This window comes from Streptomyces sp. NPDC052107 (assembly GCF_040680215.1).
In the GTDB taxonomy this organism is placed as follows: domain Bacteria; phylum Actinomycetota; class Actinomycetes; order Streptomycetales; family Streptomycetaceae; genus Streptomyces.
On the sequence record NZ_JBFAWG010000031.1, the window covers coordinates 43,214 to 64,813 of the forward strand.

The following is a 21,600-nucleotide window of genomic DNA, read 5'->3' on the forward strand; positions in this document are numbered from 1 at the left end:
TCTCCACTGCTTCCGGAGCTTCTACGCCTCACCGTTCGAAGCCGCCGCGGCCCCGGTCAGGAGCGGAGTCACCAACCGCGTGAGCCGGGGGCGAACTCGGAGGCCACCTCGCCACATGGGGCAGCCCACCATGAGCACCCCGTCCGTCCGACCGGCCCGGGACGGCCGGATACAGTGCGCGCGACGGCAGCCTGGTTGCTCAAGGAGGGGAAGCGTGACCGACACCAGCGAAACCCGATCCGCCGACAGTGCAGCGCACGCGACTCAGCAGAGCCGACTGCACCGCCTGATGCGCTACCTCCCCCTGATCGCCCCGGTCCTGCTGTGGACCGTGCCCTGCTGGCTGCTGCTGCACACCGGCCAGCAGTGGCCGCTCCCTGTCACGCTCGCCGGCACCGCCCTGTTCGCCCTCGGCCTGATCGGTATGCCGCTCGCGATGGTGCGCGGCCACGGCCGCCGCCAGCAGGACTGGGCGGCGATCGTCGGAGACACCCTGCTGGGCACCATCTGGACCCTGTTCACCTGGTCCGTCGTGCTCGGCGTCCCGCTGCGGCTCGCCCTGACCGTGACCGGCGTCGGCGACGGCCAGGACCGGGCCCGGATCGTCGCCTGGGCGGTCCTCGGCACAGCCACCGTGCTGCTCACCTGGGGATACGCCGAGGCCCGCCGGGTACCAAGGGTACGCCGTCTGGACGTGCAACTTCCGCGCCTGGGGGCCGGGTTGGATGGCACGCGTGTCGTCCTCATCACCGACACCCACTACGGCCCGCTCGACCGCGCCCGCTGGTCGGCGCGGGTCTGCGAGACGGTCAACACGCTGGAGGCCGACCTGGTCTGCCACACCGGCGACATCGCGGACGGCACGGCCGAACGCCGCCGCGCCCAGGCCGCCCCACTCGGCACCGTGCGGGCCACCCGGGCCCGGGTCTACGTCACCGGCAACCACGAGTATTACAGCGAGGCCCAGGGCTGGGTCGACCTGATGGACGAGCTGGGCTGGGAGCCGCTGCGCAACCGCCATCTGCTGCTCGAACGCGGTGGCGACACCCTCGTGGTCGCCGGCGTGGATGACGTCACGGCCGAGTCCTCCGGCCTCGCCGGCCACGGCGCCCACCTCGCCGGAGCCCTGCACGGCGCCGACCCCGACTACCCCGTCCTGCTCCTGGCCCACCAGCCCAAGTTCGTCGACCGGGCGGCAGCCGGCGGCGTCGACCTCCAGCTCTCCGGGCACACCCACGGCGGCCAGATCTGGCCCTTCCACCACTTGGTCCGCATCGACCAGCCCGCCCTCGCCGGCCTCAGCCGCCACGGCACCCGCACCCTCCTCTACACCAGCCGTGGCACCGGCTTCTGGGGCCCGCCCTTCCGCGTCTTCGCCCCGAGCGAGATCACCCTGCTCGTACTCCGCTCCCCGCAGCGGCCCCCCACGGCGTAGCGCTGGGCGGGCCGGCGGTTCCGCCTGGAGATGCTGCAGTGCACCGGCACCCCGAAGAAGGGCTACGCATCCTGCAACGCCCTGCGCGTCACCAGCGGCACCACCGCCTTCCAGGAAGAGCAGGCGGCGAAGAAGGGCATCGCACCCCAGACCGTCCGGCCGAACGCCGCCGGGACTCCCCCACCGGCTTCGGCCCCAGCGACCTGCAGTCGGCCTACGGCCTGACCTCCGCCGCCTCCGCCAGCGGCTCCGGCAGGACGTCGTTGCTGCCGAGGTCGGGTACGTCGGCGGACAGCAGGTGTTCGGCGCCGCCTTCGAGGGCCTTGGCCGTCTCGGTGGAGCGGGGGAGCATGGTGTTCTCGTAGGTGCGGATCGCGTCGGTGACGGTGGCGGCGTTCGCGAGAGCGAGGGCGATTTCGCTGGCGTCGAGCATGGCGAGGTTGACGCCGACGCCGAGCGGGGGCATGAGGTGGGCGGCATCTCCGAGCAGGGTCACCGTCGGGTTGTGTTCCCAGGTGTGCGGGACCGGGAGGGCGAAAATCGGGCGGTTGACGTAGGGGCCGTCGTTTTCGGTGATCATCCGGCGCATGCGGGGCGACCAGTGGGCGTACTCGCCCAGGAGCAGGGTGCGGATGCCGTCGGTGTCCTCGACTGTCAGGCCGCTCGTGCTGATCCAGTCGACCGGGACTCGTTGGATGATGTAGACGCGGATGTGGTTTCCGCTGTTGCGCTGGGCGAACAGGCCGCGCTCGCCGTCGGCTGCGTGGGCGCTGCCCTGGCCGACCAGCTCGGCTATGTCCGGGTGCCGGTTCTCGACGTCTGAGAACCATGCTTCCAGGAAGCTCACCCCGGTGTACTCGGGGGCGGCGGGGGACACGGCCGGGCGTACCCGGGAGGAGGCGCCGTCGGCGCCGATGACCAGATCGGTCTGGATGGTCGTGCCGTCGGTGAAGTGCAGTTGCCGCGGCCCGTCGTCAGGTCCACTGATCGTGTCGAGGGCGCGGCCCCAGTGCACGGTTCCCGGTTGCAGGGAGTCGAGCAACAGGTTTCGCAGCTGGCCACGGTCGATTTCCGGCTTGAAGAGTTCGTGGGCCGCCGGGGCTTCATGGGACGTGATCGTGCCGGCCGGGTCCATCTGGCGCATTTCCTGCCCTTCGGGGCGGGCGAGGTTGAAGAACTCGTCGAGCAGACCGGCTTCGCGCAGGGCGATCTGGCCGTTGTCGGCGTGCAGGTCGAGGGTGCCGCCCTGGTTGCGCGCGTTCGGGCCCCGGTCGCGGTCGTAGACGGTGACCGCTATGCCGTGCTGCTGAAGGATGCGGGCGCACGTGAGTCCGCCGGGGCCGGCACCGATGATGCTGATGCGTGCCCGGGCGGGTTCTGGGGAGTTCATGGTTGTCCCTTTCAGTCGGCGAAGAGGGCGAGCAGGCCGGGCGTTGTCGGCTTCGGCACCGGATGTGCCACGCGGAGGGGCCTCTCAGCTGAACAGGTTGGCGCGGTGCAGACGATGACCAGGCCGACGGGGATGTGCCGCTCAGGCACCGATGAAATCAGAGCGAGTCAAAAAGTGCAACGACTCTACTTAGTGACTGGTTCGACTATCGAGTACGCTGTAGCCATGACCGTGCCCTCTGCCAGCCGCCGCGACCGTAAGAAGGCGGCCACCCGGCAGGCGATCGCCGACGCCGCACTGCAACTCTTCCTGGAGCGTGGCTACGATCAGGTGAGCATCCGTGACATCGCCGACGCCGCCGACGTGTCGACCGCTACGGTGTTCAAGCACTTCAGCGGCAAGGAAGCGCTGGTGTTCGACCAGGACGAAGACCGAGAGTCACAATTGATCGCCGCGGTGCGGCAGCGACCCTCCGGTCAGAGCATCCCCGACGCCCTTCGACAGCACGTCCTGGACACCTGGCCGTCGATCGAGGCACATCCTCAGGCGGCCGAGTTCACCAACCTGGTGAACTCCACGCCGGTGCTGCGCGCCTACGCCGAACGCATGTGGACCCGGTACACCGACAGTCTCAGCGCGGTCATCGCCGACGAGTTCGGCGTGGACCACGACAACCTCGCATGTGTGGCTCTTGCCCGATTCGTACTCGAGATCCCGGTACTCGCTCGCGGCCGGCAGGATCGCCGGGCCGCCGTCGAGGCAATCTTCGACATCCTCACCCACGGCTGGGAGCCGCCAAGCAAGCCGCCCGCGCCGTAGCGCCTGAACCGCTTCCTGGGCCCGTCCTCGACCAGCCTCGGCTTGCCCCACTATGCGTTTCGGTCGCACCCATCCCCTGCCCGGCAACGAGAACTGACATCCCGCCACCTCTAAACGGCAAGCACCTCATTCTGGTCCCAGCCCTTACAGCCCTCAGAAGCTTGGCTTCTTCTAGAGCCTGAAGTCGGTTGCCTCGAGGCATCGTTGGGCTCCAGGCAACCCGACAGGGGAGCTAACCGAAAGCAAGAGCAGCTCACTCCTGGTCCCATGCCCGGCACCTCCGCGATCACCCGATCGACGCTGCGGTTCGGCGAACACTGCTCAAGATCGGTATGACAGACGCCTTCTCAGCCCAGTGCGTCGAGGGCAGCGATGATGTCAGCCGGTTCGGCGCGGATGGTGTAGTCGGTGTTGACGAAGGCCCAGCGGATGACGCCATCGCGGTCGATGACGTAGGTGGCGGGCAGCGGCAGTGTCCGCGGGTGGCCATCGTTGACGTGCTGCAGGTCGAAGCCGAGCTTGTCGTAGACGGCGGCGAGGTCGTCGGGGAGGTCGAAGGCGAGGCCGTACTGCTTGGCCGTGTCGGAGCCGATGTCGCTGAGGACGTCGAAGGCCAGGCTGTGCTTCTCGGTGAGGGTCAGGGACTCGTCGGGGATCTGGGGGGAGACAGCGACGAGGCGGACGTCACGTGCCGTGATGTCGGTGTGGTGCTGCTGCAGGCCCCGCAGGGCGATGTTGCAGTACGGGCACCAGGCGCCGCGGTAGAAGGTGAGCACGACCGGGCCGTCGGCGAGCAGGTCGTCCAGCGCCACCGTCTGGCCGGTTGCGGAGGGCAGCCTGAACCGGGGAGCCCGGTCGCCGACGGTGAGGGCACGCTCAGCCTGACCGGAGTCAGCGAGTTCCTGGCCGGCCCGCTGCATGACCTGCCGCACTTCGGCGGGGATCTGTTGCTGGCGGGCTTCGTAGAAGGCGCGAAGTTCAGCGTTGAGGCTGGTCACGGTGCCGTTCCTCCCGGATGACGCCTGGCGCGGGGCCGATGCCCCGGGTCCGATTCTTGAAACGCTCATTCCAAGATAGTGGCAGGGTACGGCCCGCGCCAGGCGAGGTGCGGTATCGGGCTTTCAGAGGGTGGTGAAGTGCTGGTGGTCCGCCAGGGCGAGCATGCGCACGAAGTCGGCCAGACGCACCGCCTTGCGGGCGAGGAAGCGAAGGGCCGGTGGAGCTTGCGGGCCGTATGCGGCCGTCCATAGCGCTGGTATGCGATTCATGGCCGCAGGATGGCGCCTTGATGGCATGGTGGGGTGCATCGTGGACGATCCTGGACGCGGCGGTTTCCCCTGCGGTCGGCGCAAAGCTCGTAGCACAGACGAAAGCCTTGCCGTGCCGCGTACGCGGAGTATCTTGGAACCGTTATTTCAAGATGGCGGGGTGGAACATGCCGGACATCAAGCACTTCGACCCGGACGCGACCCTGGACACCGCGGTGCGGCTGTTCTGGCAGCAGGGCGTAGCCACCACGGGCATCCAGGACATCGTGACCGCGACCGGCCTCAACCGATCCAGCCTGTACGCCACCTTCGGCGGCAAGCAAGAGCTCTATCTCGCCGCGCTGCGCCGCTATCTCGAACAGCGGTCCCAGCCGATGTTCCGCCGGCTCGCCGAGGACGAGCGTGGATTGCCCGCCGTTGCGGAATTCTTCGACGGCCTGATCAAGGCACGGTGCTCAGGTGAGTACGCCCGCTGGGGCTGCATGGTCTCCAACGCGCATGCGGGAGCGGAGAACGGTGATCCCGACGTCCGCGCCATCCTCGACCAGCATCACCAGGAGCTGCGGGACGCGATGTACGCGGCGCTCGTCGCGGCCGAAGCCGAAGGGCAGCTGGCAGCCGGAGCCGACCCGGGAGCGGCGGCCGACCTACTGGCCTTGCTCGCCTATGGCGTGAACCTGCGCTCGCGCGCCGGCGCCGATGCCAAGGCGCTGCACAGGACGGTCACCGCGGCGCTGGAATCAATCAGCCGACTGACCGCAGCCTGAGACGGATACGCCGTGGGAACGGGCGTTGCCGGTGTGGCCTGGGCGGTAACGGCCTCGCTGCGCACGAGGTCGTCGAGTTCGGCGTCCAGTGGGGTGCCCGCGATCGGCTGCGAAGTGGTCTGCGGGTTGCTTCCGCGGACGGCGACGGAGATGCCTGCCAGGGCCATGGGGAGCGCCACGAGCACCGCGGCGGTGCGCATGCCTCCCGGTGCCGAGAGGACCAGTGCGATGAGGGGCGGTCCGAAGGCTCCTCCAGATTTGCCGACGGCGGCGGCCCATCCGCCGGCGGTGCCCCGGACGGCCACGAGATGACACCGGCGGTGCCGGCGAACAGCAGCATCACCGCGGTCAGCAGGACAGGCCGGCTGCCGTCCATGCCGACGGCGGCCAGCACCAGGAGGGCCGCGACGGTGAGGGCGGCGTAGACGACCATGGTGCCCCTTGCCGACCAGCGCATATAGAGCCATGCGGCCACAGCACAGGTGGGGATGGCCAGCAGCGACGAGATGAACAGCAGGGCGGCGGCGGACATGCCGTGCCCGCCCGAGGACTCCAGATGGCTGGGCAGGAAGGTGATGAAGCCCCAGTAGACGAGGCCCCAGGCCAGTGCGTAGGCGCTGACGACCACCGTCTTGGCCGTCTGCGGGCGCTTGAACAGGGCGGAGGCGGGGACGGGTTCGGGCCGTGCCTGCCGGGCGGTGAAGGCGGCCGACTCCGGAATCCACCGGTTCACCGCGATCAGGATCAGGACCAGCGGGAGCTGGGCGAACCACGGCACGCGCCAGCCGGCCAGCGGGATGTGGATGGCGGCCAGCCCGGAGGCGGCCATGTAGCCGCCGGTGGTGGTGAGGCGAGCGGGTCTTGCGACCGATGTGGTCAGCGAAGACGGCACTCAGTATCAGGAACAGAACACGAGTTCCAGAAAGATCGTGGACGATCCTGGATGCGCTCCGTGGCGGATGACCAACACTCGGAAACCGCTTGACAGTCGTGGCCCCTCATCCCCTAACTTGAAATGACCGTTCCAAGTTGATCGTGGCCAGTGTCCCATGGGGGAGGATGTTCGTGCCGCAGGTACTGGATCCGGGGAAAGCCCGCACAATAGACGACTTCATCGCGGAGCTGCGGCTGCTGAAGGCGTGGGCGGGCAACCCGTCGATCATTCCTGGGCGAAGCCGAGGCAGCTGCCCGTGTCAGCGCCTACGACCGGCTGCCCGCCGCGGCTACCGGTCTCATTGGCCGAGCCCAGGTGGCGTCTGAGGCTGAAGCTGCACTCACGCCTGGTAGCCAACCGGGCATTGTGGTGCTGGAAGGTACTGCAGGAGTAGGCAAGACCTCACTGGCCCTGCATGTAGCCCGTCGCCTGCTTGAGCAACGGTGCGCCGGGACGCCCGTGCTCTTCGCCAGCCTCCGCGGCTTCGCACCGAACGGCCCGGCCGCCGATCCGGCCGCAGTCCTGGAGACCTTCCTGCGCCTGCTGGGCGTCGCCGGGGACCGCATCCCGCACGGCGTCGACGCCCGAGCCTGCCTGTATCGGCAGCTCCTCGCCGGGACAGGCGCTTTAGTCGTCCTGGACGACGCGGCGGACGAAGAGCACGTGGAGGCGCTCATCCCCGATGACCCCACCTGCCGCACTCTGGTCACCGGCCGCCGCGCGCTGCACTCTCTGTCCGGCGCCATCCGTCTGCCGGTCGCCCCGCTGGCGCCGGTCGACTCGGTGGAAGTACTGCGGCAGACGGCCGGAGCGGATCGAGTCACCAAGGGCACCACAGCGTTTTACCGGATCGCCGAGGACCTCGGACACCTCCCCCTGGCGCTGGCCGTCGTCGGCCGCCACATGCGGGAACACCCCGGATGGACGCTGGACGACTACTACCGCGAGCCCGTGATCAACCTCGCGCTCGAGGACGGCGTCCGTGGCGCCATAGCTGCTTCCGACGCGCGGCTGGGCGCAGGTGCGCAGAGGTTGCTGCGCCTCCTCGCCCTCCACCCGATGCACCGCACAGACACCGCCGGCGCCGCTGCGCTCGCGGGTGAGCGTGACGAGACCACGCGAGCGCATCTCAAGGCACTGTCGGCAGCACATCTCGTGGTGGAGGCGGAATCGGGGTGGTTCCGGACGCACGAACTGGTCCGCGCCTACGCGGAGGAACGTATCTGCGTAGACATGCCAGGCACGGTGATCCGCCAGGCCCTGGGCCGAGTGTCGGCGCATTGCAATGCCGACCGGGCGGCGCGTAACAAGGCGCCCACACGGGCTGGGCTCCCCGTCCTCAGGCGCCTCAACCGTACCGAGGCGTGGGCCGAGTCCTTGATCCCACGCGCGGGAAGCGCCACTCGAGTCCTCGCAGCGTAAATAGGGTGGGGGTTGCGCATCGACCAGTGCCGTCACCTGGGCGGCGGATTCGCTGCGAAGACGCGGCCCTCGTCGATCTACCCGGCCAGGTCGGCGTCCTCCACGACCACGATCCAGCCGCGCATCGGGCGACTGTCCATGTCGAAGACGCGCGTCCCGGGCCGGGCGAGGGCCGCGTCGGTGGCGTCCGGACTGACGCGGGGTGGGGTGGAGCGTGCGGGCGGACCCGGCCCGGGCTGCGCAGCCGGGGTACCAGGCCGGGCGACACGTGGTGCGAGCCGCCACCGGTCCGCTCCAGGAACCCGTTGAGCGACGGGCGGCGGTACTGTGCGGCGAGACTCCACCAGCCAGGCCCCTCGGGCGAGTCCGGGGGCTGTCGTATTCGATTCGGCTTGCGTCGGAAGTCGGCACGGGAGCAGAAAGGCCGCGCCTTTCTCTCACGTCTGTCATGCGGGGTGCTCTGCGTGTTTCATAGAGGTGTGGTCCGCGGTGCGCCACCATACGGACGCGGTACAGCACATTTTCCAGCCGGTGGGCGCCATGGTGCGCTGATTGTGTGGGTCGACGTGCTCGACACCAGCAAAGCCAACGTCAGGAGCGGCAGCCGGCAGGAGGAAACCCGAGACAGGAAGAAGGACGGGCATGTCCGGCAGTGAAAGTGAGAATCCTGCAATCTCTTCACCGACGCCCACACCAACTCGGCGGCCCAGGACGAACCGGGACTGGTGGCCGAATCAGCTGGACCTTCAGGTTCTCCACCAGCACTCGCCCCGATCCGACCCGATGGACGAGGACTTCGACTACGCGAAAGAGTTCGCGACCCTCGACGTCGACGCGCTGAAGCGTGACGTCTTCGAGGTGATGACGACATCCCAGGACTGGTGGCCCGCCGACTACGGTCACTACGGGCCGCTCTTCATCCGCATGAGCTGGCATGCCGCGGGAACGTACCGCATCGAGGACGGCCGCGGCGGCGGCGGCAGCGGAGCCCAGCGCTTCGCCCCCCTCAACAGCTGGCCGGACAACGCGAGCCTGGACAAGGCGCGCCGTCTGCTCTGGCCGGTCAAACAGAAGTACGGCCGGAAAATCTCCTGGGCCGATCTTCTGGTCTTCGCCGGAAACTGTGCCATGGAATCCATGGGGTTCAAGACGTTCGGGTTCGGTTTCGGACGAAAGGACATCTGGGAACCCGAGGAAATTTTCTGGGGGCCCGAGGACACATGGCTCGGAGATGAGCGCTACAGCGGCGACAGGGAACTCACCGGTCCTTTCGCCGCCGTACAGATGGGACTGATCTACGTCAATCCGGAGGGGCCCAACGGAAACCCGGACCCGATGGCTGCCGCCCAGGACGTTCGGGAGACGTTCGGGCGAATGGCGATGAATGACGAGGAGACGGTCGCACTCATCGTCGGCGGCCACACCTTCGGCAAGTGTCATGGCGCCGTCGAAGCCAGTTATATCGGCCCGGAACCCGAGGCGGCCCCCATCGAGCAGCAGGGCCTCGGCTGGCGGAACACATACGACAGCGGCACGGGCCCCCACGCGCTCACCAGTGGTCTGGAGGGCGCATGGACCACCGAGCCGACCACGTGGGACAACGGGTACCTGGACAATCTTTACGGGTACGAGTGGGAGCTGACGAGCAGCCCCGCCGGCGCCCACCAGTGGACTCCCTCGGATCCCGCGGCCAGGAACACCGTACGGGACGCCCATGATCCGTCGAAGCGGCACGCCCCCATGATGCTGACGACGGACCTCGCGCTGAAGGTGGACCCGGTCTACGGCCCGATCACGAAGAGGTTTCACGAGAACCCGGACGAACTCGCGGTGGCGTTCGCCAAGGCGTGGTACAAACTGCTGCACCGCGACATGGGACCCCGCTCGCGTTACCTCGGCCCGTGGATTCCCGAGCCGCAGCTGTGGCAGGACCCCGTTCCCGACGTCGATCACGAACTGGTCGGGGACGAGGACATCGCTGCCCTCAAGGGCAGGATCCTCGCCTCGGGCCTCTCCGTCTCCCAGCTGGTCACCACCGCCTGGGCGTCGGCGGCGAGCTTCCGCGGCACCGACAAGCGCGGCGGGGCGAACGGAGCACGAATCCGGCTCGCGCCGCAGAAGGACTGGGAACTCAACGACCTACCCGAGGTGACGGAGGTACTGCGCACGCTCGAACGGATCCAGCAGGACTTCAACCTCTCGCAGACCGGCGGAACGCGGGTCTCCCTCGCCGACCTGATCGTCCTCGGCGGGTGCGCGGCCGTCGAGCAGGCCGCGAGGAACGCCGGGTACGACGCCACGGTTCCCTTCGCACCGGGGCGTACGGACGCCTCGCAGGAGCAGACCGACGCGGCGTCGTTCGCCGTGCTGGAGCCCAAGGCGGATGCCTTCCGCAACTACCTTCCGTCGGGCGAGAAGCTGTCGCCGGAGACCCTCATGCTGGACCGCGCCAACCTGCTGACGCTGACCGCTCCCGAGATGACGGTGCTGATCGGCGGAATGCGGGCCCTGAACACCGGCTTCAAGGGATCCCCCCACGGTGTCTTCACCCACCGGCCGGAAACCTTGACCAACGACTTCTTCGTCAACCTGCTCGACATGGGCACGGAGTGGAAGGCGTCGGCCACGGACGAGAACGTGTTCGAAGGCCGGGATCGCGCCACCGGCGAGGTCAAGTGGACCGCCACCGCGGTCGACCTGATCTTCGGTGCGCACTCCCAGCTCCGAGCCGTCTCGGAGGTCTACGCGTCTCAGGATGCGGCAGAGAAGTTCGTACGTGACTTCGTGGCAGCGTGGAACAAGGTGATGAATCTCGACCGGTTCGACCTCGCCTGAGCCCGACGTCCCGGTCCGCCCTCATCGGCCGCCCGGGACGTGGCGAAGTGTGGCACTCTGCGGTGCGGAGCCAGGTGCCTGCGTGAGCGGGCCGGCTCCACATCGTTGTCTGCCCCCGGGTCCGGGGCCGGGAGTGGCCGCGCGCGAAACCGATGCCGGCCTCCAGGCCGCCGTCGGGGAGGGCAGTGATGTGCGGGGTGCCCGAGTGGGTGGCGGCCTCGAAAGCGGCTTCGAAGGGCACCCCGCCGACGCCAAGCGGCCCTGGTGCGGGTCGTAGACGCAGTAGGTGCAGGTGGTGATGACCTGCTCGGCACCTTCGGTCAGGTGATCCAGGTGATGGAGAGCCTCGGCGAGGGCGAGCGCGGCGAAGGCACGGACAACACATCCGCACGGGGGCTGTGCCGACGGTCACCTGTTGGATGGTTCGGCAATTTCCGCCATCGGTACCGGGATCGCCTGCTCGGCCCAGATGATCTTTCCGGTGGACAGGTACCGGGTGCCCCACCGGGCCGCGAGCTGGGCGACGAGGAAGAGCCCTCGGCCGCCCTCGTCGGTAGTGGCCGCGTAGCGCAGGTGGGGCGAGGTGCTGCTGGTGTCCGAGACCTCACAGATCAGACTGCGGTCGTACCGCAGCTCTTGGCCTTGCCGACATCAACAGCACGCTGCGCGCCGTGCTGTCGCTCGCCACCGTCGACTGGATGCCCTCCGCCGCCGTCCCGCCCTGCGCGGCCGCGCCGCCGGACATGAACCGGCCGAGGAGCTTGGACCAGACGCCGGCGATCTCCTGGATGAGAGCGGCCGGCGCGGCGAAGGCGACGATCAGCAGCGGCGTGTCACGCGTCCGCCCGGGGTGTCCAGCCGGGCGGCCCGAACAGGTACCCCGCTCGGTCGCGCCAGCGCCGCGCCGCGCGGACGTCTCGCCAGGCGGCCGCGAACTCGTGGAAGGCCACACGCACCGGGTTGTAGGTGCCGATGTTCTTCGTCAGGCCGTACACCACCCGCTCGCCCTCCGGTTCGAACGTGCCGAAGAGCCGGTCCCAGACGATGAGGATGCCACCGTAGTTGCGGTCCAGGTAGACGTTGTTCGAGCCGTGGTGGACTCGGTGGTGGGAGGGCGTGTTGAAGAACCACTCCACCGGCAGCCACAGCTTCTCCACCCGCTCGGTGTGCAGGAAGAACTGGTAGACGAGGCTGAAGGCCTGCTGGAGGAGAATCATCCACGGCGGAACGCCGAGCAGTGCCAGCGGCAGCCAGAAGGGCAGGCCCGTCATCGGCGTCCAGCTCTGGCGCAGGGCGGTCGAGAGGTTGAAGCGGACGCTGGAGTGGTGGACCACATGGCTCGCCCACAGCACCCGGACCCGGTGGTGGGCACGATGGAAGGCGTAGTACGCCAGGTCGTCGCCGAAGAACAGCAGCACCCACGTCCACGCGGAGGACGGCGACAGGTGCCAGGGAGCGACGGCGAAGAGAGCCGCGTACAGCACGATCGTCACCGCCTTCCACGGCATCGCGACGACCTGGCTGCCGGCGCCCATGGACATGCTGGTGACGGTGTCCCGCAGCTCGTAGCCGCGCTCGTCGTCGTCCGGGAGGAAGCGGTAGGACAGTGCCTCGACGACGACCAGCAGCACGAACGCGGGTATCGCGTAGACCACGGCCGGGATCATGTCAGCGCACCGCCTTCCGGGGCGTCGCGGGCACGCTGCGGCCCAGCAGCTCGCGCGCCAGCCGTTCGGCCGCCTCGGCCTCGCGTGCCGCGATGTACGCCGCCAGCCGCTGATGCGCTTCTACGTCGAGGAGTTCCGCGGTCCGCAGGTCGTCCGGCACGGCGGCGACCGGGAGTGTCCCGCCCACCAGGCTGTTGAAGGCCAGCAGGTAGGCGACGTTCCCGGAACCCTCCACGATCAGCCGCCACCAGGCGACGTCCGCGTCGCCCAGTTCGGTCAGATCGGGCCCGGTGCGCGCGTACCGGGCCGTGGCCTCGGCAATCTTTCCGGCGGTGGCCTCGGAGCACCGGAGCGCGCACAGCCGGGCCGCGTCGGCGCCGATGCACGCCCGCATCTCCAGGGCGTCGCGGGTGAGGTCCTCCAGCGAGGGTCCGGCGTCGGCCGCCGCGATGCCCATGGCGAGGTCGAGGCCGGCGGTGTGCCGCCAGTCCACGACGAGCGTGCGGCCTCCGTGGCTGACCTCGACCAGCCGTGCCTGCTGGAGCCGCTTGACGGCCTCGCGGACGGCATGCCGGTTGACCCCGAACTCGGCTGCCAGAACCCGTTCGGCGGTGAGCGCGGCACCGGCCGGCAGTTCCCCGCCGAGGATCCTGTCGCGCAGCAGGGCGAAAAGCTGGTCGGAGACCGCCTCGCGCCGGATGAGTCCCTGATTCATGGCGATCAGGGTGAAGGTGACGGGCCCACTGGTCAACTGGTTGGACCAGATTTTCCGCGGTGTTCTGCGCGCGCGAGTCGGCGCCGTCGGCGGCCCGGCCCGATGCTCTGCAGGCACGACCCTGCTCCTTGTCCCCACCGTGCCCAAGCAGTTCCGACACTTCGCCTGAGCGAGGCGACGGGTACGAAGCGCATCGTCCGCCGTGCTGCCGTGCCTCATTGGGCCGAGTGCCCCACCCTGTCGGCACTTCCTGCGTGACGTGGCCGTCGGCAGGCCGGCCATGAGGAACGTGGAGGAGCCGGCAGCTTGGGGCACCGTGTGCGTCACATCTCCGGCTCCGACCAGAGGTCGGGCGGGACGATGCCGACGGAGCGGCCGTGGGGGTCCAGGAGGCGTCCGAGCAGCTTGTCCTGGCGCAGGGTGATGACACGGTCGACGATGTCGAGGCTCGGGTGAGCGGAGGCCAGCTGGGTTTCCAGGCGCAGTACGTCACTGACGGAGTGCAGGCTGGCCTGGAGGATGAGGTTGTGGGGGCCGCTGACGGCGGCGCAGTTGCGGGTCTCGGGCAGGCGGATGAGGGCCTGGCCGACCTCGGGGAGGTCGGCGGGTGGGACTCTGGCCCAGAGGGTGACCGAGACGGGCCAGCCGCCGAGGGGGCGGGCGAAGTCGCAGCGGAACCGCAGCAGGCCGCGTCGGGTGAGGTGTTCGGTGCGGCGTTTGGCGGTGTTGAGGCTGACGCCGAGGTCGCGTGCCAGGGTCTGGTAGGAGGCGCGGCCGTCGTGGGCGAGCCGGGTGATGAGGGCGCGGTCGAAGGGGGTGATCTCACCGGGGGCGACAGGGGCGTGGGCCGGCGGCGGACCTGCCAGCTGGGCGCGCTGGCCGGGGGCCAGGGCGGCGATACGCCACCGGCCGCCCTCGGTGAACATATGGGTGACGATCCGGGCCTCCACGGCGGTGATGCCGGGACGGTTCGGGAGCAGGTCGAGGGTGTAGCGGGACAGGGCCGACAGGTCGCGGGTGGCGACGGTGGCGAGGATGTCGTGGCCGGCGGCCGCGCGCTCGATCGTGAGCATCTGAGGGTGGGCGCTCAGGGCTCGGGCGACGTCGGCGGTGGCTCCCGGAGCGCAGTCGATCACGACGAAGGCCACGCAGACCTGCTCGAACAGACGTGGGCCGGGCGAGAAGCCCACCCATGCGGCGCCCTGCTCGGACAGGCGGCCGAAGCGGCGGGCCACGGTGACCGGGTCGACGTCCAGGGCGCGCCCGAGTTCGGTCCATGAGGCCCGCGGCTGCAACTGCAGGGCGTTGATCAGCGCCAGGTCGTCCTCTTTCAGCAGTGCGGGCGCATCATCCTGCATGCTCCAGCCCGTTGAGGCAGATTCCTGCGTTTGGCGGCTTTCACGCGTCACTCTCCCATTGTGGACTTCAGGGGCCCGCACCTGGCGAGCGTGAAGGAGGGCCGGATCATGGCGTACGGCGATTATCAGGACGAGATCTACATGGACGGGCTGCGCGGGGTGGTGCCGCGCTTCCCGATGACCTACGACGAGCTGGAGCCGCTGGCTCAGGCCGCGATGCCTGCCTCGGTGCGCTCCTACGTCATGGCCGGCGCCGGCGACGAGCGCACCCAGCGGGCCAATGTCACCGCGTTCGAACGCTGGGGCCTGGTCCCGCGGATGATGGTGGGGGCCACGGACCGGGACCTGTCCGTCGACCTGTTCGGGATGCGCCTGCCCTCGCCGCTGTTCATGTCCCCGGTCGGCGTGATCGGGCTTTGCGCGCAGGACGGTCATGGCGATCTCGCCACGGCCCGTGCCGCCGCAAGCACCGGCGTGCCGATGGTCGCCTCCACCTTGACCGTCGATCCGCTGGAGCAGGTGGCCGCCGAGTTCGGCGCTACCCCGGGCGTCTTCCAGCTCTACACGCCCACGGACCGGGAGTTGGCCGAGAGCCTGGTCCACCGGGCCGAGAAGGCCGGGTTCAAGGGCGTTGTGGTCACCCTGGACACCTGGATCACCGGCTGGCGCCCCCGCGACCTCGGCGTCAGCAACTTCCCCCAGCTGCGCGGGCACTGCCTGACCAACTACACCAGTGACCCCGTCTTCCGAGCCCGCCTTGCCCGCAGCCCGGAGGACGACCCGACGGCCGCGGTCGCCGAGTGGGCGCGGATCTTCGGCAACCCGCTGACCTGGGACGACCTGTCCTGGCTGCGCTCGATCACCGATCTGCCGCTGATCTTGAAGGGCATCTGCCACCCCGACGACGTCCGCCGCGCCAAGGACGGCGGTGTTGACGGCATCTACTGCTCCAACCACGGCGGACGCCAGGCCAACGGCGGCCTGCCCGCTCTCGACGCCCTGCCCGGGGTGGTCCAGGCCGCCGACGGCACGCCCGTCCTGTTCGACTCCGGTGTCCGCACGGGAGCCGACATCATCAAGGCCATCGCCCTGGGCGCCACCGCCGTCGGCGTCGGCCGTCCCTACGCATACGGGCTCGCCTACGGCGGCGAGGCCGGCGTCGTTCACGTCCTGCGGTCCCTGCTCGCCGAAGCAGACCTGATCATGGCCGTCGACGGCTACCCCACCCTCGCCGAACTCACCCCGGACGCCCTCCGCCGCCTCACCTGACAGCCGCCGACCAGCCGGGGCGGAGGCAGCGGCGGTCCTCGCTCACCGAGTGGCCAGCCATGGTCCACCACCACGGCAACCCGGGCCAGCCCTTGGAGCAGGCCCATCACCGAACGGACCATACGTCATGAAAGGTGCCCCCACCACCCGGACCGGATCGTTCTTCGCCACGGCCAGCGGAGGCATCGGCTGGGGCACCCCGGCCGCCGTGGGCGCCGCGCTCGGCGACCGCGAGCGGGGTGTGGAACGGCCGGTGGTCGGCCTGATCGGCGACGGTTCCTTCCAGTACTCCGTGCAGGCCGTCTACACGGCGGCCCAGCACAACCTCCCGATCGTGTACGTGGTCATGCGCAACCAGGAGTACTCCATCCTCAAGTCGTTCGCGGTGCTGGAGGAGACCCCCGGCGTCCCGGGGCTCGACCTGCCCGGGCTCGACATCGCCTCCGTCGCCCGCGGCTTCGGATGCCGCGCGGTCGACGTGGAGACCACCGAGGACCTGGAACGGGAGTTCAAGGCGGCCCTGACCGCCGGCACCACCACCGTCATCGTCGTCACCACACAACCCCAGCAGGCCATGCTGTAGGCCGCGCGGATCGCACGGTCGAAGAATGAACAGCGGAGAGAGGACAACAACCATGGACTTCGGACTGAAGAACCGGGTGTACATAGTCACCGGCGGCACCCGGGGGCTGGGCATGGCCGCCGCGCGCGAACTGGTGGCGGACGGCGCGAGGGTGGTCGTCAGCGGCCGCGACGAGAAGTCGGTCGCCGCCGCACAGGCCGAACTCGGCGGCCCGGGGCAAGCAGTCGGCGTCGTGGCCGACAACGCCGACACCGACACTCCGGACCGGCTGATCGCCACGGCACGCGACGCCTTCAAGCGCCTGGACGGAGTGCTCATCAGCGTCGGCGGCCCCCCGGCCGGCACGTCGGACACCATCGACGACGACCAGTGGCGCACCTCCTTCGAGTCGGTCTTCCTCGGCGCGGTGCGGCTCTCCCGCGCCGTCGCCGCCGAGCTGGGCGAAGGCGGTGCCATCGGCTTCGTCCTCTCCAGCTCCGTCTACGAGCCGATCCCCGGCCTCGCCGTCTCCAATGCCCTGCGGCCGGGCCTGGCCGGCTACGCGAAGAACCTCGCGAACGAGCTGGGCCCCAGAGGCATCCGCGTCGTCGGCCTCGTGCCCGCCCACATCGAAACCGACCGGGTACGCGAACTCGACGCCCGACACGGTGACGCGGACGCAGCCCGCGAGCGTGCCACCGCCGGCGTCCCCCTGCGCCGCTACGGAACCCCGGACGAGTTCGGCCGCAGCGCCGCCTTCCTGCTGTCACCCGCCGCGTCGTACCTCACGGGCGTGATGCTGTCGATCGACGGGGGTGTACGCAAAGGCTTCTGACGGAGCCCACGGCGAACTGCACGACCGACCATGTGAACACCGAGGGCCAGGAACCCGAGCCGAGCTGCCTACGGACAGTGTCTTCGCGGGTGGGCAGCCGGCGACGCCGCTGATCCTCACTGGCTGGGTGCGGCGAGGCCATCCGCAGAAGGAGGCGACGCGACTGGCCCTGGAGCTGTCCTCGGCGATCGCCCGGATCTCCGGCGTGGACGTGCGCCGGACCATGGTGGTGCTGCAGGACGGTCCTGCACGGTCCGCTGTCGAGGGTGGGCACGTGTTGCCCGACCCAGGTGAGGAAGAAGAGTGGTTGCGCCGGACCGGAGGCTGACCAGCGTACGCGTCTTTGTGCTTGTCCGTGTCGGAGGCCATCGACCAGTCCGCCGGACAGCAACTTACTGTCGAGTTCGGGGTGTTCGGGCATCGGCATCGTCCAGCACCACTCACATCTGCACGGTGTGAGGCGGTGTGAGGATGACTGCTTGACGGCGGCAGAAGGACGGCGCGGTCTCGGCATACTCGCAGCATCCGCCGTGCTGCCTGGTCCACGCGGACCGGTGGCTGACGCTGCCCCCGTCACAGGGTCAGATCGCGAGGTCCGCGTGCATCTCCCAGACGAGAATCTCAGCGGGCACGGAGGCAGTGATCCGCTGGCCGCCGCTCGCGGTGAAGCGGACCGCGTCACCCCCGGCCAGCGCGCCGGTACCTTCGAGTTCGACCGAGCCGCGGGTGACGAACAGGTGCACATAGGTAGCCTCGGGCAGCTCCACCGGCCGACCGGGCACCAGCCGGGCCGCATGCATCGCCGCGTGACGGTTCCGGATGCGGATGGCGGCATCGCCGTCATGCTGCGCCATGCCCGAAGCGACTGTCATCAGGCTGCCCGACAAGAGGTCGTTGTGGATTTCCAGCTGCTCATAGCCGGGGGTCACGCCCGTCTCGTCGGGCATTACCCACATCTGGATCAGGTGCACCGGGTTCGTGTGGCGCTGTCGGCCGAGGCGCCAGGAGTCGTTCTTCTCCGAGTGCAGGATGCCGGTACCGGCGCTCATCCGCTGGGCAAGCCCCGGATAGATGACTCCGGAGTTGCCGACGGAATCCTGATGTACCAGCGCTCCCTCGAGGACCCAGGTGACGATCTCCATGTCCCGGTGAGGATGGGTGTCGAAGCCGGTGCCCGGTCGGATGGTGTCCTCGTTGTGGACCAGCAGCAGGCCGTGGTGGGTGTTGCCAGGCTCGTAGGGCTGGCCACCGACCCGGAACGAGTGCCTGCCGCGAAGCCACGTCAGGTTGGTCTCCGACCGGTCGTCGGACCGACGGACATCGATGAGCGGAGCGGGTGTGGTGCCCACGGGGCGTCCTTCCGAGTCGAGGTGCGGTTCGCCGGTCGCGCGGCACGGTGCGAGCAGACCCGGACTACGGGCTGTGCGAGCGGCCGGAGAAGGGAGGTGTGCGTCTGCCCGGCAGACGCACACCTCCCTCGCGTTCGGCCGGGTCGGTCAGTTGGCTGCGGCCGTCGACGCCGTGACGGCGGAGGCGAAGTCCGGCTGCACACCCAGCTGGGCGAGCATGACGCTGAGGCCGACGTAGCAGTTGAACTCCTTGATCTTGCCGTCTTCGACGTACCAGAAGTCGGCGGTCGGGATGCTGAGCTTGGCGCCGGTCGGCTGGATGACCCCGGCAGGCGTTTCGAACGGCCCCGTGAAAGTGCCCTCGATCGTCAGCTCGACGGCGACTGTGCCGCCCATGACGTGGAACCGGTGGAGCTCACGGTGGACGTCGGGCGCGAACGTGCCCATGAAGACGACCAGATCACCGAGGTGCTCACCCCGGTAGCTCTCCCCCGCGACGACGTTGTTGAACACCCCGTCCTCGGTGAACAGGTCCATGAACCCCTGAACGTCCAGGACACTGCCCTCCGCCGCGTGGTACGCCGCCCGGACCACGCCTTCCGCGTCGGTAGCCATCACAACTCTCCCCTTCCACGAAGTTAATTAAATGCTTGATTAAAAAGATGCCGACGACTTGGGACCTTGTCAAGCAATCGTTTGAGTTGTTTGGATTCCGCTGGTCTTTGACCTGGTCAGCGGCCGATGACGGGGCCCCCGTGGAACGCCCCAGCCACCACGGGGACCAGCTGCCGCTCGATCTGCTCGGCGGACATGGCGGCCAGCTCGGCGCCGATGGGTGCCAGCGCCAGCCAGTTCAGCAGGCCGGCTGCACATCGCGTACGGAAGATCAGTTCCTGCTCGTCGACCCCGGGAAGGTTCGCCGACAGCACCCGGAGGGCATCCCGGCGAGCCCGGTCGAACTTGCCGGCCAGTCGCTCCCACCCCTGAGGCGGATCGATTCCGACGCGCGCCACGGTCCGCATCACGGCCAGGTCCTGTCCACCGGCCGCCAGTGCGCGCACCATCGGCCGGGCGAACGCTGCCGCCAGCTCCTGGAGCGTCGAAGCGGAGCCGACGGAATCGAGCGCCAGGATCTGCGCGTCCAGATACCGTTCCAACGCGTGCTCGATCGCCGAGTCGCACAACGCCTTCAGCGACCCGAAGTGGTAACTCACCGCGGCGACATTGGCTCCAGCGCGATCCGTGATCTCCCGGAGTGTGACACCGTCCTGGCCTCGCTGTGCGAGCAGCTCCAGGGCAGCCGCCAGCAGGCCGTCCCGCGTGCGCTGACCAGCCTCTCGACGCAGATCCGTCTTCTCCGCCCGTACCACAGCGTGAACTCAAGCAGCCGCTTGAGTTCATTGTCAAACAGCTGCTTCAGTGCATCGCGGGCGCCGTCCGCCCGCCCGCGTCGAATGGCAGACCCGACGCCGTACTCGCGACCGGCCGCCACGAAACCAGCGCCTCCGAGCCCCGGCAACAGGGACGGCACGACAACTCTGTCCCGGCTCCCCCACTACGACCGCCCGTCGCGGCCTGCGTCTCCGAGCTCCTTGAGCAGCAGGGTCAGCGTCGCGAGCCGGAGGTCGCCGACGCCCTGGCGGACAGCGCGGAGCGCGCCCGTGCGCGGGGCGGGTACGCGGCGACCGCGTCGGCGCTGGAACGCGCCGCGGACCTGACCCCGGAGCCTGAACTGCGCGCCCGGCGCCTGCTGATGGCCGCGCAGGCGCCCATGTTCGCCGGCCATCCGCAGTGGGTCGGCGAGATCAGCGGCCGGGTCGGCGACCTGACCGAGGACGCGCGGCTGCGTGCCGAGGCATCGCTCCTGGGCGGATGGGCCCTGGGCGTCACGCTCCGCCACGACGAGGCGCTGACGCTGCTGAGATCCTGGACGAGACCGAGCAGGCCGTCCGCATTCTCGGGCGGACCATGGACGTCATACGCCGCGCCGGCAGCGCGGGCACGAACGCGACCGTCACGCAGGCGCTCGCCCTCGCCCTGTTCGAGAGCGGTTCGTGGACGGCGGCCCAGGAGGCGGCGGACGAGGCCTTCTGGATGGCGACGGAAGCGGGATCCGACAACGTGACCCTGGGCTCCTGCATCCTCCAGGCCACCCTGCGAGCGCTGCGGGGCGACCGGGCGGACCCAGGCGCTGGAAGCCGTACGGGGCGTGGACCTGCGCGGGTCCCTGAGCCTTCAGGTCCGGCACCGGCACGCCCTGGGCATGGCCGCGTTCGTCGCCGGGGACCACGCCGACGCCTACGAGCAGCTGCGCGCGACCTTCACCCGCGACTTCCGACCCGCCCCCGTCCATTACCACGCCTCCGCCTACTATCTGGGCGACCTGGCCGCCGCGGCGGTCCGTGCCGGGCGGCAGGAGGACGCGCGCACGGTGGTCGAGGCCGTCGAGCACAGCCTGGAACCCGACCGGTCACCCCGGCTGGCCGCCGTCCTGCACCGGGCCGCCGCCCTGCTGAGCGACGCCGAGAACGCCGAGGGCCACTTCCGTGCCGCCCTCGCCGACTCCGCGGTCGACTGCTGGCCCTTCGAGAAGGCGCTCACCCAACTCGACTTCGGCAAGTGGCTGCGCCGACGCCGCCGCGGCGCCGAGGCACGGCCGCACCTCAACGCGGCGCTGGAGTGCTTCGAGCGGCTCGACGCCCGACCCTGGACCGATCGCACCGCCGCGGAACTGCGGGCGTCGGGAGCCCCGGTGGCAGCGGGGCCGACCACACGCCCCGCGGACGAACTCACCGCGCAGGAACGGCAGATCGCCGAACTGGCCGCGCAGGGCCTCACCAACCGCGACATCGCGGCCCGGCTGTACCTCTCGCCCCGCACCTTCGGCTACCACCTGCACAAGATCTTCCCCAAGCTGGGCATCCACGCGAGGGCCCAACTCCGCGACGCCCTTTCACAGGATCCGCCACAGTGAC

The 21,600-nt window shown here is 69.4% G+C and carries 22 protein-coding genes and 1 pseudogene; 11 read left to right on the forward strand and 12 right to left on the reverse strand.

The annotated features are described in order from the left end of the window. The first annotated feature begins 214 nt into the window (after positions 1-214). Together AB0M27_RS27825 and AB0M27_RS27830 are read left to right on the forward strand one after the other, a co-directional pair. Positions 215-1,435: a metallophosphoesterase gene (locus AB0M27_RS27825; protein WP_365725229.1), complete on the forward strand. Its 1,221-nt coding sequence runs from the start codon at positions 215-217 to the stop codon at positions 1,433-1,435. A gap of 30 nt (positions 1,436-1,465) precedes the next feature. Then, positions 1,466-1,660 carry a hypothetical protein gene (locus AB0M27_RS27830; protein ID WP_365725231.1) on the forward strand — a complete coding sequence of 65 codons (195 nt, stop codon included), beginning with the start codon at positions 1,466-1,468 and terminating at the stop codon, positions 1,658-1,660. Here AB0M27_RS27830 and AB0M27_RS27835 read toward each other — a convergent pair. Further along, positions 1,650-2,825, reverse strand: a complete 1,176-nt coding sequence (locus AB0M27_RS27835) for an NAD(P)/FAD-dependent oxidoreductase (protein ID WP_365725233.1) — start codon at positions 2,823-2,825, stop codon at positions 1,650-1,652. The two genes, AB0M27_RS27830 and AB0M27_RS27835, sit on opposite strands and share 11 nt — an antisense overlap. 225 nt (positions 2,826-3,050) lie before the next feature. Here AB0M27_RS27835 and AB0M27_RS27840 point away from each other — a divergent pair, with 225 nt between their 5' ends. Next, positions 3,051-3,644: a TetR/AcrR family transcriptional regulator gene (locus AB0M27_RS27840; RefSeq protein WP_365725299.1), complete on the forward strand. Its 594-nt coding sequence runs from the start codon at positions 3,051-3,053 to the stop codon at positions 3,642-3,644. Between the two features lie 347 nt (positions 3,645-3,991). Here AB0M27_RS27840 and AB0M27_RS27845 read toward each other — a convergent pair whose 3' ends face one another. Further along, positions 3,992-4,642: a peroxiredoxin-like family protein gene (locus tag AB0M27_RS27845; protein WP_365725235.1), complete on the reverse strand. Its 651-nt coding sequence runs from the start codon at positions 4,640-4,642 to the stop codon at positions 3,992-3,994. 123 nt (positions 4,643-4,765) lie between these two features. Then, a complete protein-coding gene (locus AB0M27_RS27850) occupies positions 4,766-4,912 on the reverse strand; it encodes a hypothetical protein (protein WP_365725237.1) in 147 nt (48 codons plus the stop codon). A gap of 167 nt (positions 4,913-5,079) precedes the next feature. Between AB0M27_RS27850 and AB0M27_RS27855 the strand changes: the two genes are divergently transcribed. Then, a complete protein-coding gene (locus AB0M27_RS27855) occupies positions 5,080-5,679 on the forward strand; it encodes a helix-turn-helix domain-containing protein (RefSeq protein WP_365725300.1) in 600 nt (199 codons plus the stop codon). Here the strand turns inward: AB0M27_RS27855 and AB0M27_RS27860 are convergent. Next, positions 5,657-6,508: an MFS transporter gene (locus AB0M27_RS27860; protein ID WP_365725239.1), complete on the reverse strand. Its 852-nt coding sequence runs from the start codon at positions 6,506-6,508 to the stop codon at positions 5,657-5,659. The genes AB0M27_RS27855 and AB0M27_RS27860 overlap by 23 nt on opposite strands. A 564-nt stretch (positions 6,509-7,072) precedes the next feature. On the opposite strand from AB0M27_RS27860, the gene AB0M27_RS27865 reads away from it, so the two are divergent. Then, entirely contained in the window at positions 7,073-8,035 is a 963-nt protein-coding gene (locus tag AB0M27_RS27865) for a hypothetical protein (RefSeq protein ID WP_365725241.1), read from the forward strand. A gap of 642 nt (positions 8,036-8,677) precedes the next feature. Next, on the forward strand, positions 8,678-10,870 hold the full coding sequence (gene katG, locus AB0M27_RS27870) for a catalase/peroxidase HPI (protein WP_365725243.1): 2,193 nt from the start codon (positions 8,678-8,680) through the stop codon (positions 10,868-10,870). A gap of 408 nt (positions 10,871-11,278) precedes the next feature. On the opposite strand, the pseudogene AB0M27_RS27875 reads toward katG, so the two are convergent. The 4 genes and pseudogenes from AB0M27_RS27875 to AB0M27_RS27890 all read right to left on the reverse strand — a co-directional run. After that, positions 11,279-11,494: pseudogene (locus AB0M27_RS27875) on the reverse strand (ATP-binding protein); the annotation flags it as partial. Between the two features lie 209 nt (positions 11,495-11,703). Beyond that, positions 11,704-12,537 (reverse strand): sterol desaturase family protein, encoded by an 834-nt coding sequence (locus tag AB0M27_RS27880; RefSeq protein WP_365725245.1) that lies wholly within the window; start codon positions 12,535-12,537, stop codon positions 11,704-11,706. Position 12,538: 1 nt separating this feature from the next. Continuing rightward, positions 12,539-13,252 carry a GntR family transcriptional regulator gene (locus AB0M27_RS27885; RefSeq protein ID WP_365725247.1) on the reverse strand — a complete coding sequence of 238 codons (714 nt, stop codon included), beginning with the start codon at positions 13,250-13,252 and terminating at the stop codon, positions 12,539-12,541. Positions 13,253-13,575: 323 nt separating this feature from the next. Continuing rightward, positions 13,576-14,610: an Lrp/AsnC family transcriptional regulator gene (locus AB0M27_RS27890; RefSeq protein WP_365725249.1), complete on the reverse strand. Its 1,035-nt coding sequence runs from the start codon at positions 14,608-14,610 to the stop codon at positions 13,576-13,578. A gap of 108 nt (positions 14,611-14,718) precedes the next feature. Here AB0M27_RS27890 and AB0M27_RS27895 point away from each other — a divergent pair, with 108 nt between their 5' ends. From AB0M27_RS27895 to AB0M27_RS27910, 4 genes are all read left to right on the forward strand, one after another. Beyond that, positions 14,719-15,879, forward strand: coding sequence for a lactate 2-monooxygenase (locus AB0M27_RS27895; RefSeq protein WP_365725301.1), 1,161 nt, complete (start codon positions 14,719-14,721; stop codon positions 15,877-15,879). A 127-nt stretch (positions 15,880-16,006) separates the two neighbouring features. Beyond that, positions 16,007-16,462 carry a thiamine pyrophosphate-dependent enzyme gene (locus AB0M27_RS27900; protein ID WP_365725251.1) on the forward strand — a complete coding sequence of 152 codons (456 nt, stop codon included), beginning with the start codon at positions 16,007-16,009 and terminating at the stop codon, positions 16,460-16,462. Between the two features lie 52 nt (positions 16,463-16,514). Beyond that, positions 16,515-17,276: an SDR family oxidoreductase gene (locus tag AB0M27_RS27905; RefSeq protein WP_365725253.1), complete on the forward strand. Its 762-nt coding sequence runs from the start codon at positions 16,515-16,517 to the stop codon at positions 17,274-17,276. A 127-nt stretch (positions 17,277-17,403) separates the two neighbouring features. Further along, positions 17,404-17,604 (forward strand): hypothetical protein, encoded by a 201-nt coding sequence (locus AB0M27_RS27910; RefSeq protein ID WP_365725255.1) that lies wholly within the window; start codon positions 17,404-17,406, stop codon positions 17,602-17,604. A gap of 253 nt (positions 17,605-17,857) precedes the next feature. Here AB0M27_RS27910 and AB0M27_RS27915 read toward each other — a convergent pair whose 3' ends face one another. From AB0M27_RS27915 to AB0M27_RS27930, 4 genes are all read right to left on the reverse strand, one after another. Beyond that, positions 17,858-18,625 carry a pirin family protein gene (locus tag AB0M27_RS27915; RefSeq protein ID WP_365725257.1) on the reverse strand — a complete coding sequence of 256 codons (768 nt, stop codon included), beginning with the start codon at positions 18,623-18,625 and terminating at the stop codon, positions 17,858-17,860. Between the two features lie 147 nt (positions 18,626-18,772). Next, positions 18,773-19,240, reverse strand: a complete 468-nt coding sequence (locus AB0M27_RS27920) for a nuclear transport factor 2 family protein (protein WP_365725259.1) — start codon at positions 19,238-19,240, stop codon at positions 18,773-18,775. A gap of 116 nt (positions 19,241-19,356) precedes the next feature. Further along, a complete protein-coding gene (locus tag AB0M27_RS27925; RefSeq protein ID WP_365725261.1) occupies positions 19,357-19,995 on the reverse strand; it encodes a TetR family transcriptional regulator in 639 nt (212 codons plus the stop codon). A gap of 185 nt (positions 19,996-20,180) precedes the next feature. After that, complete coding sequence (locus AB0M27_RS27930) at positions 20,181-20,525, reverse strand: hypothetical protein (protein WP_365725263.1); 345 nt, start codon at positions 20,523-20,525, stop codon at positions 20,181-20,183. A gap of 309 nt (positions 20,526-20,834) precedes the next feature. Here AB0M27_RS27930 and AB0M27_RS27935 point away from each other — a divergent pair, with 309 nt between their 5' ends. Further along, the gene (locus tag AB0M27_RS27935) at positions 20,835-21,599 is read left to right on the forward strand and encodes a helix-turn-helix transcriptional regulator (RefSeq protein ID WP_365725266.1); all 765 of its coding nucleotides are present in this window, start codon (positions 20,835-20,837) and stop codon (positions 21,597-21,599) included. Position 21,600 lies beyond the last annotated feature (1 nt).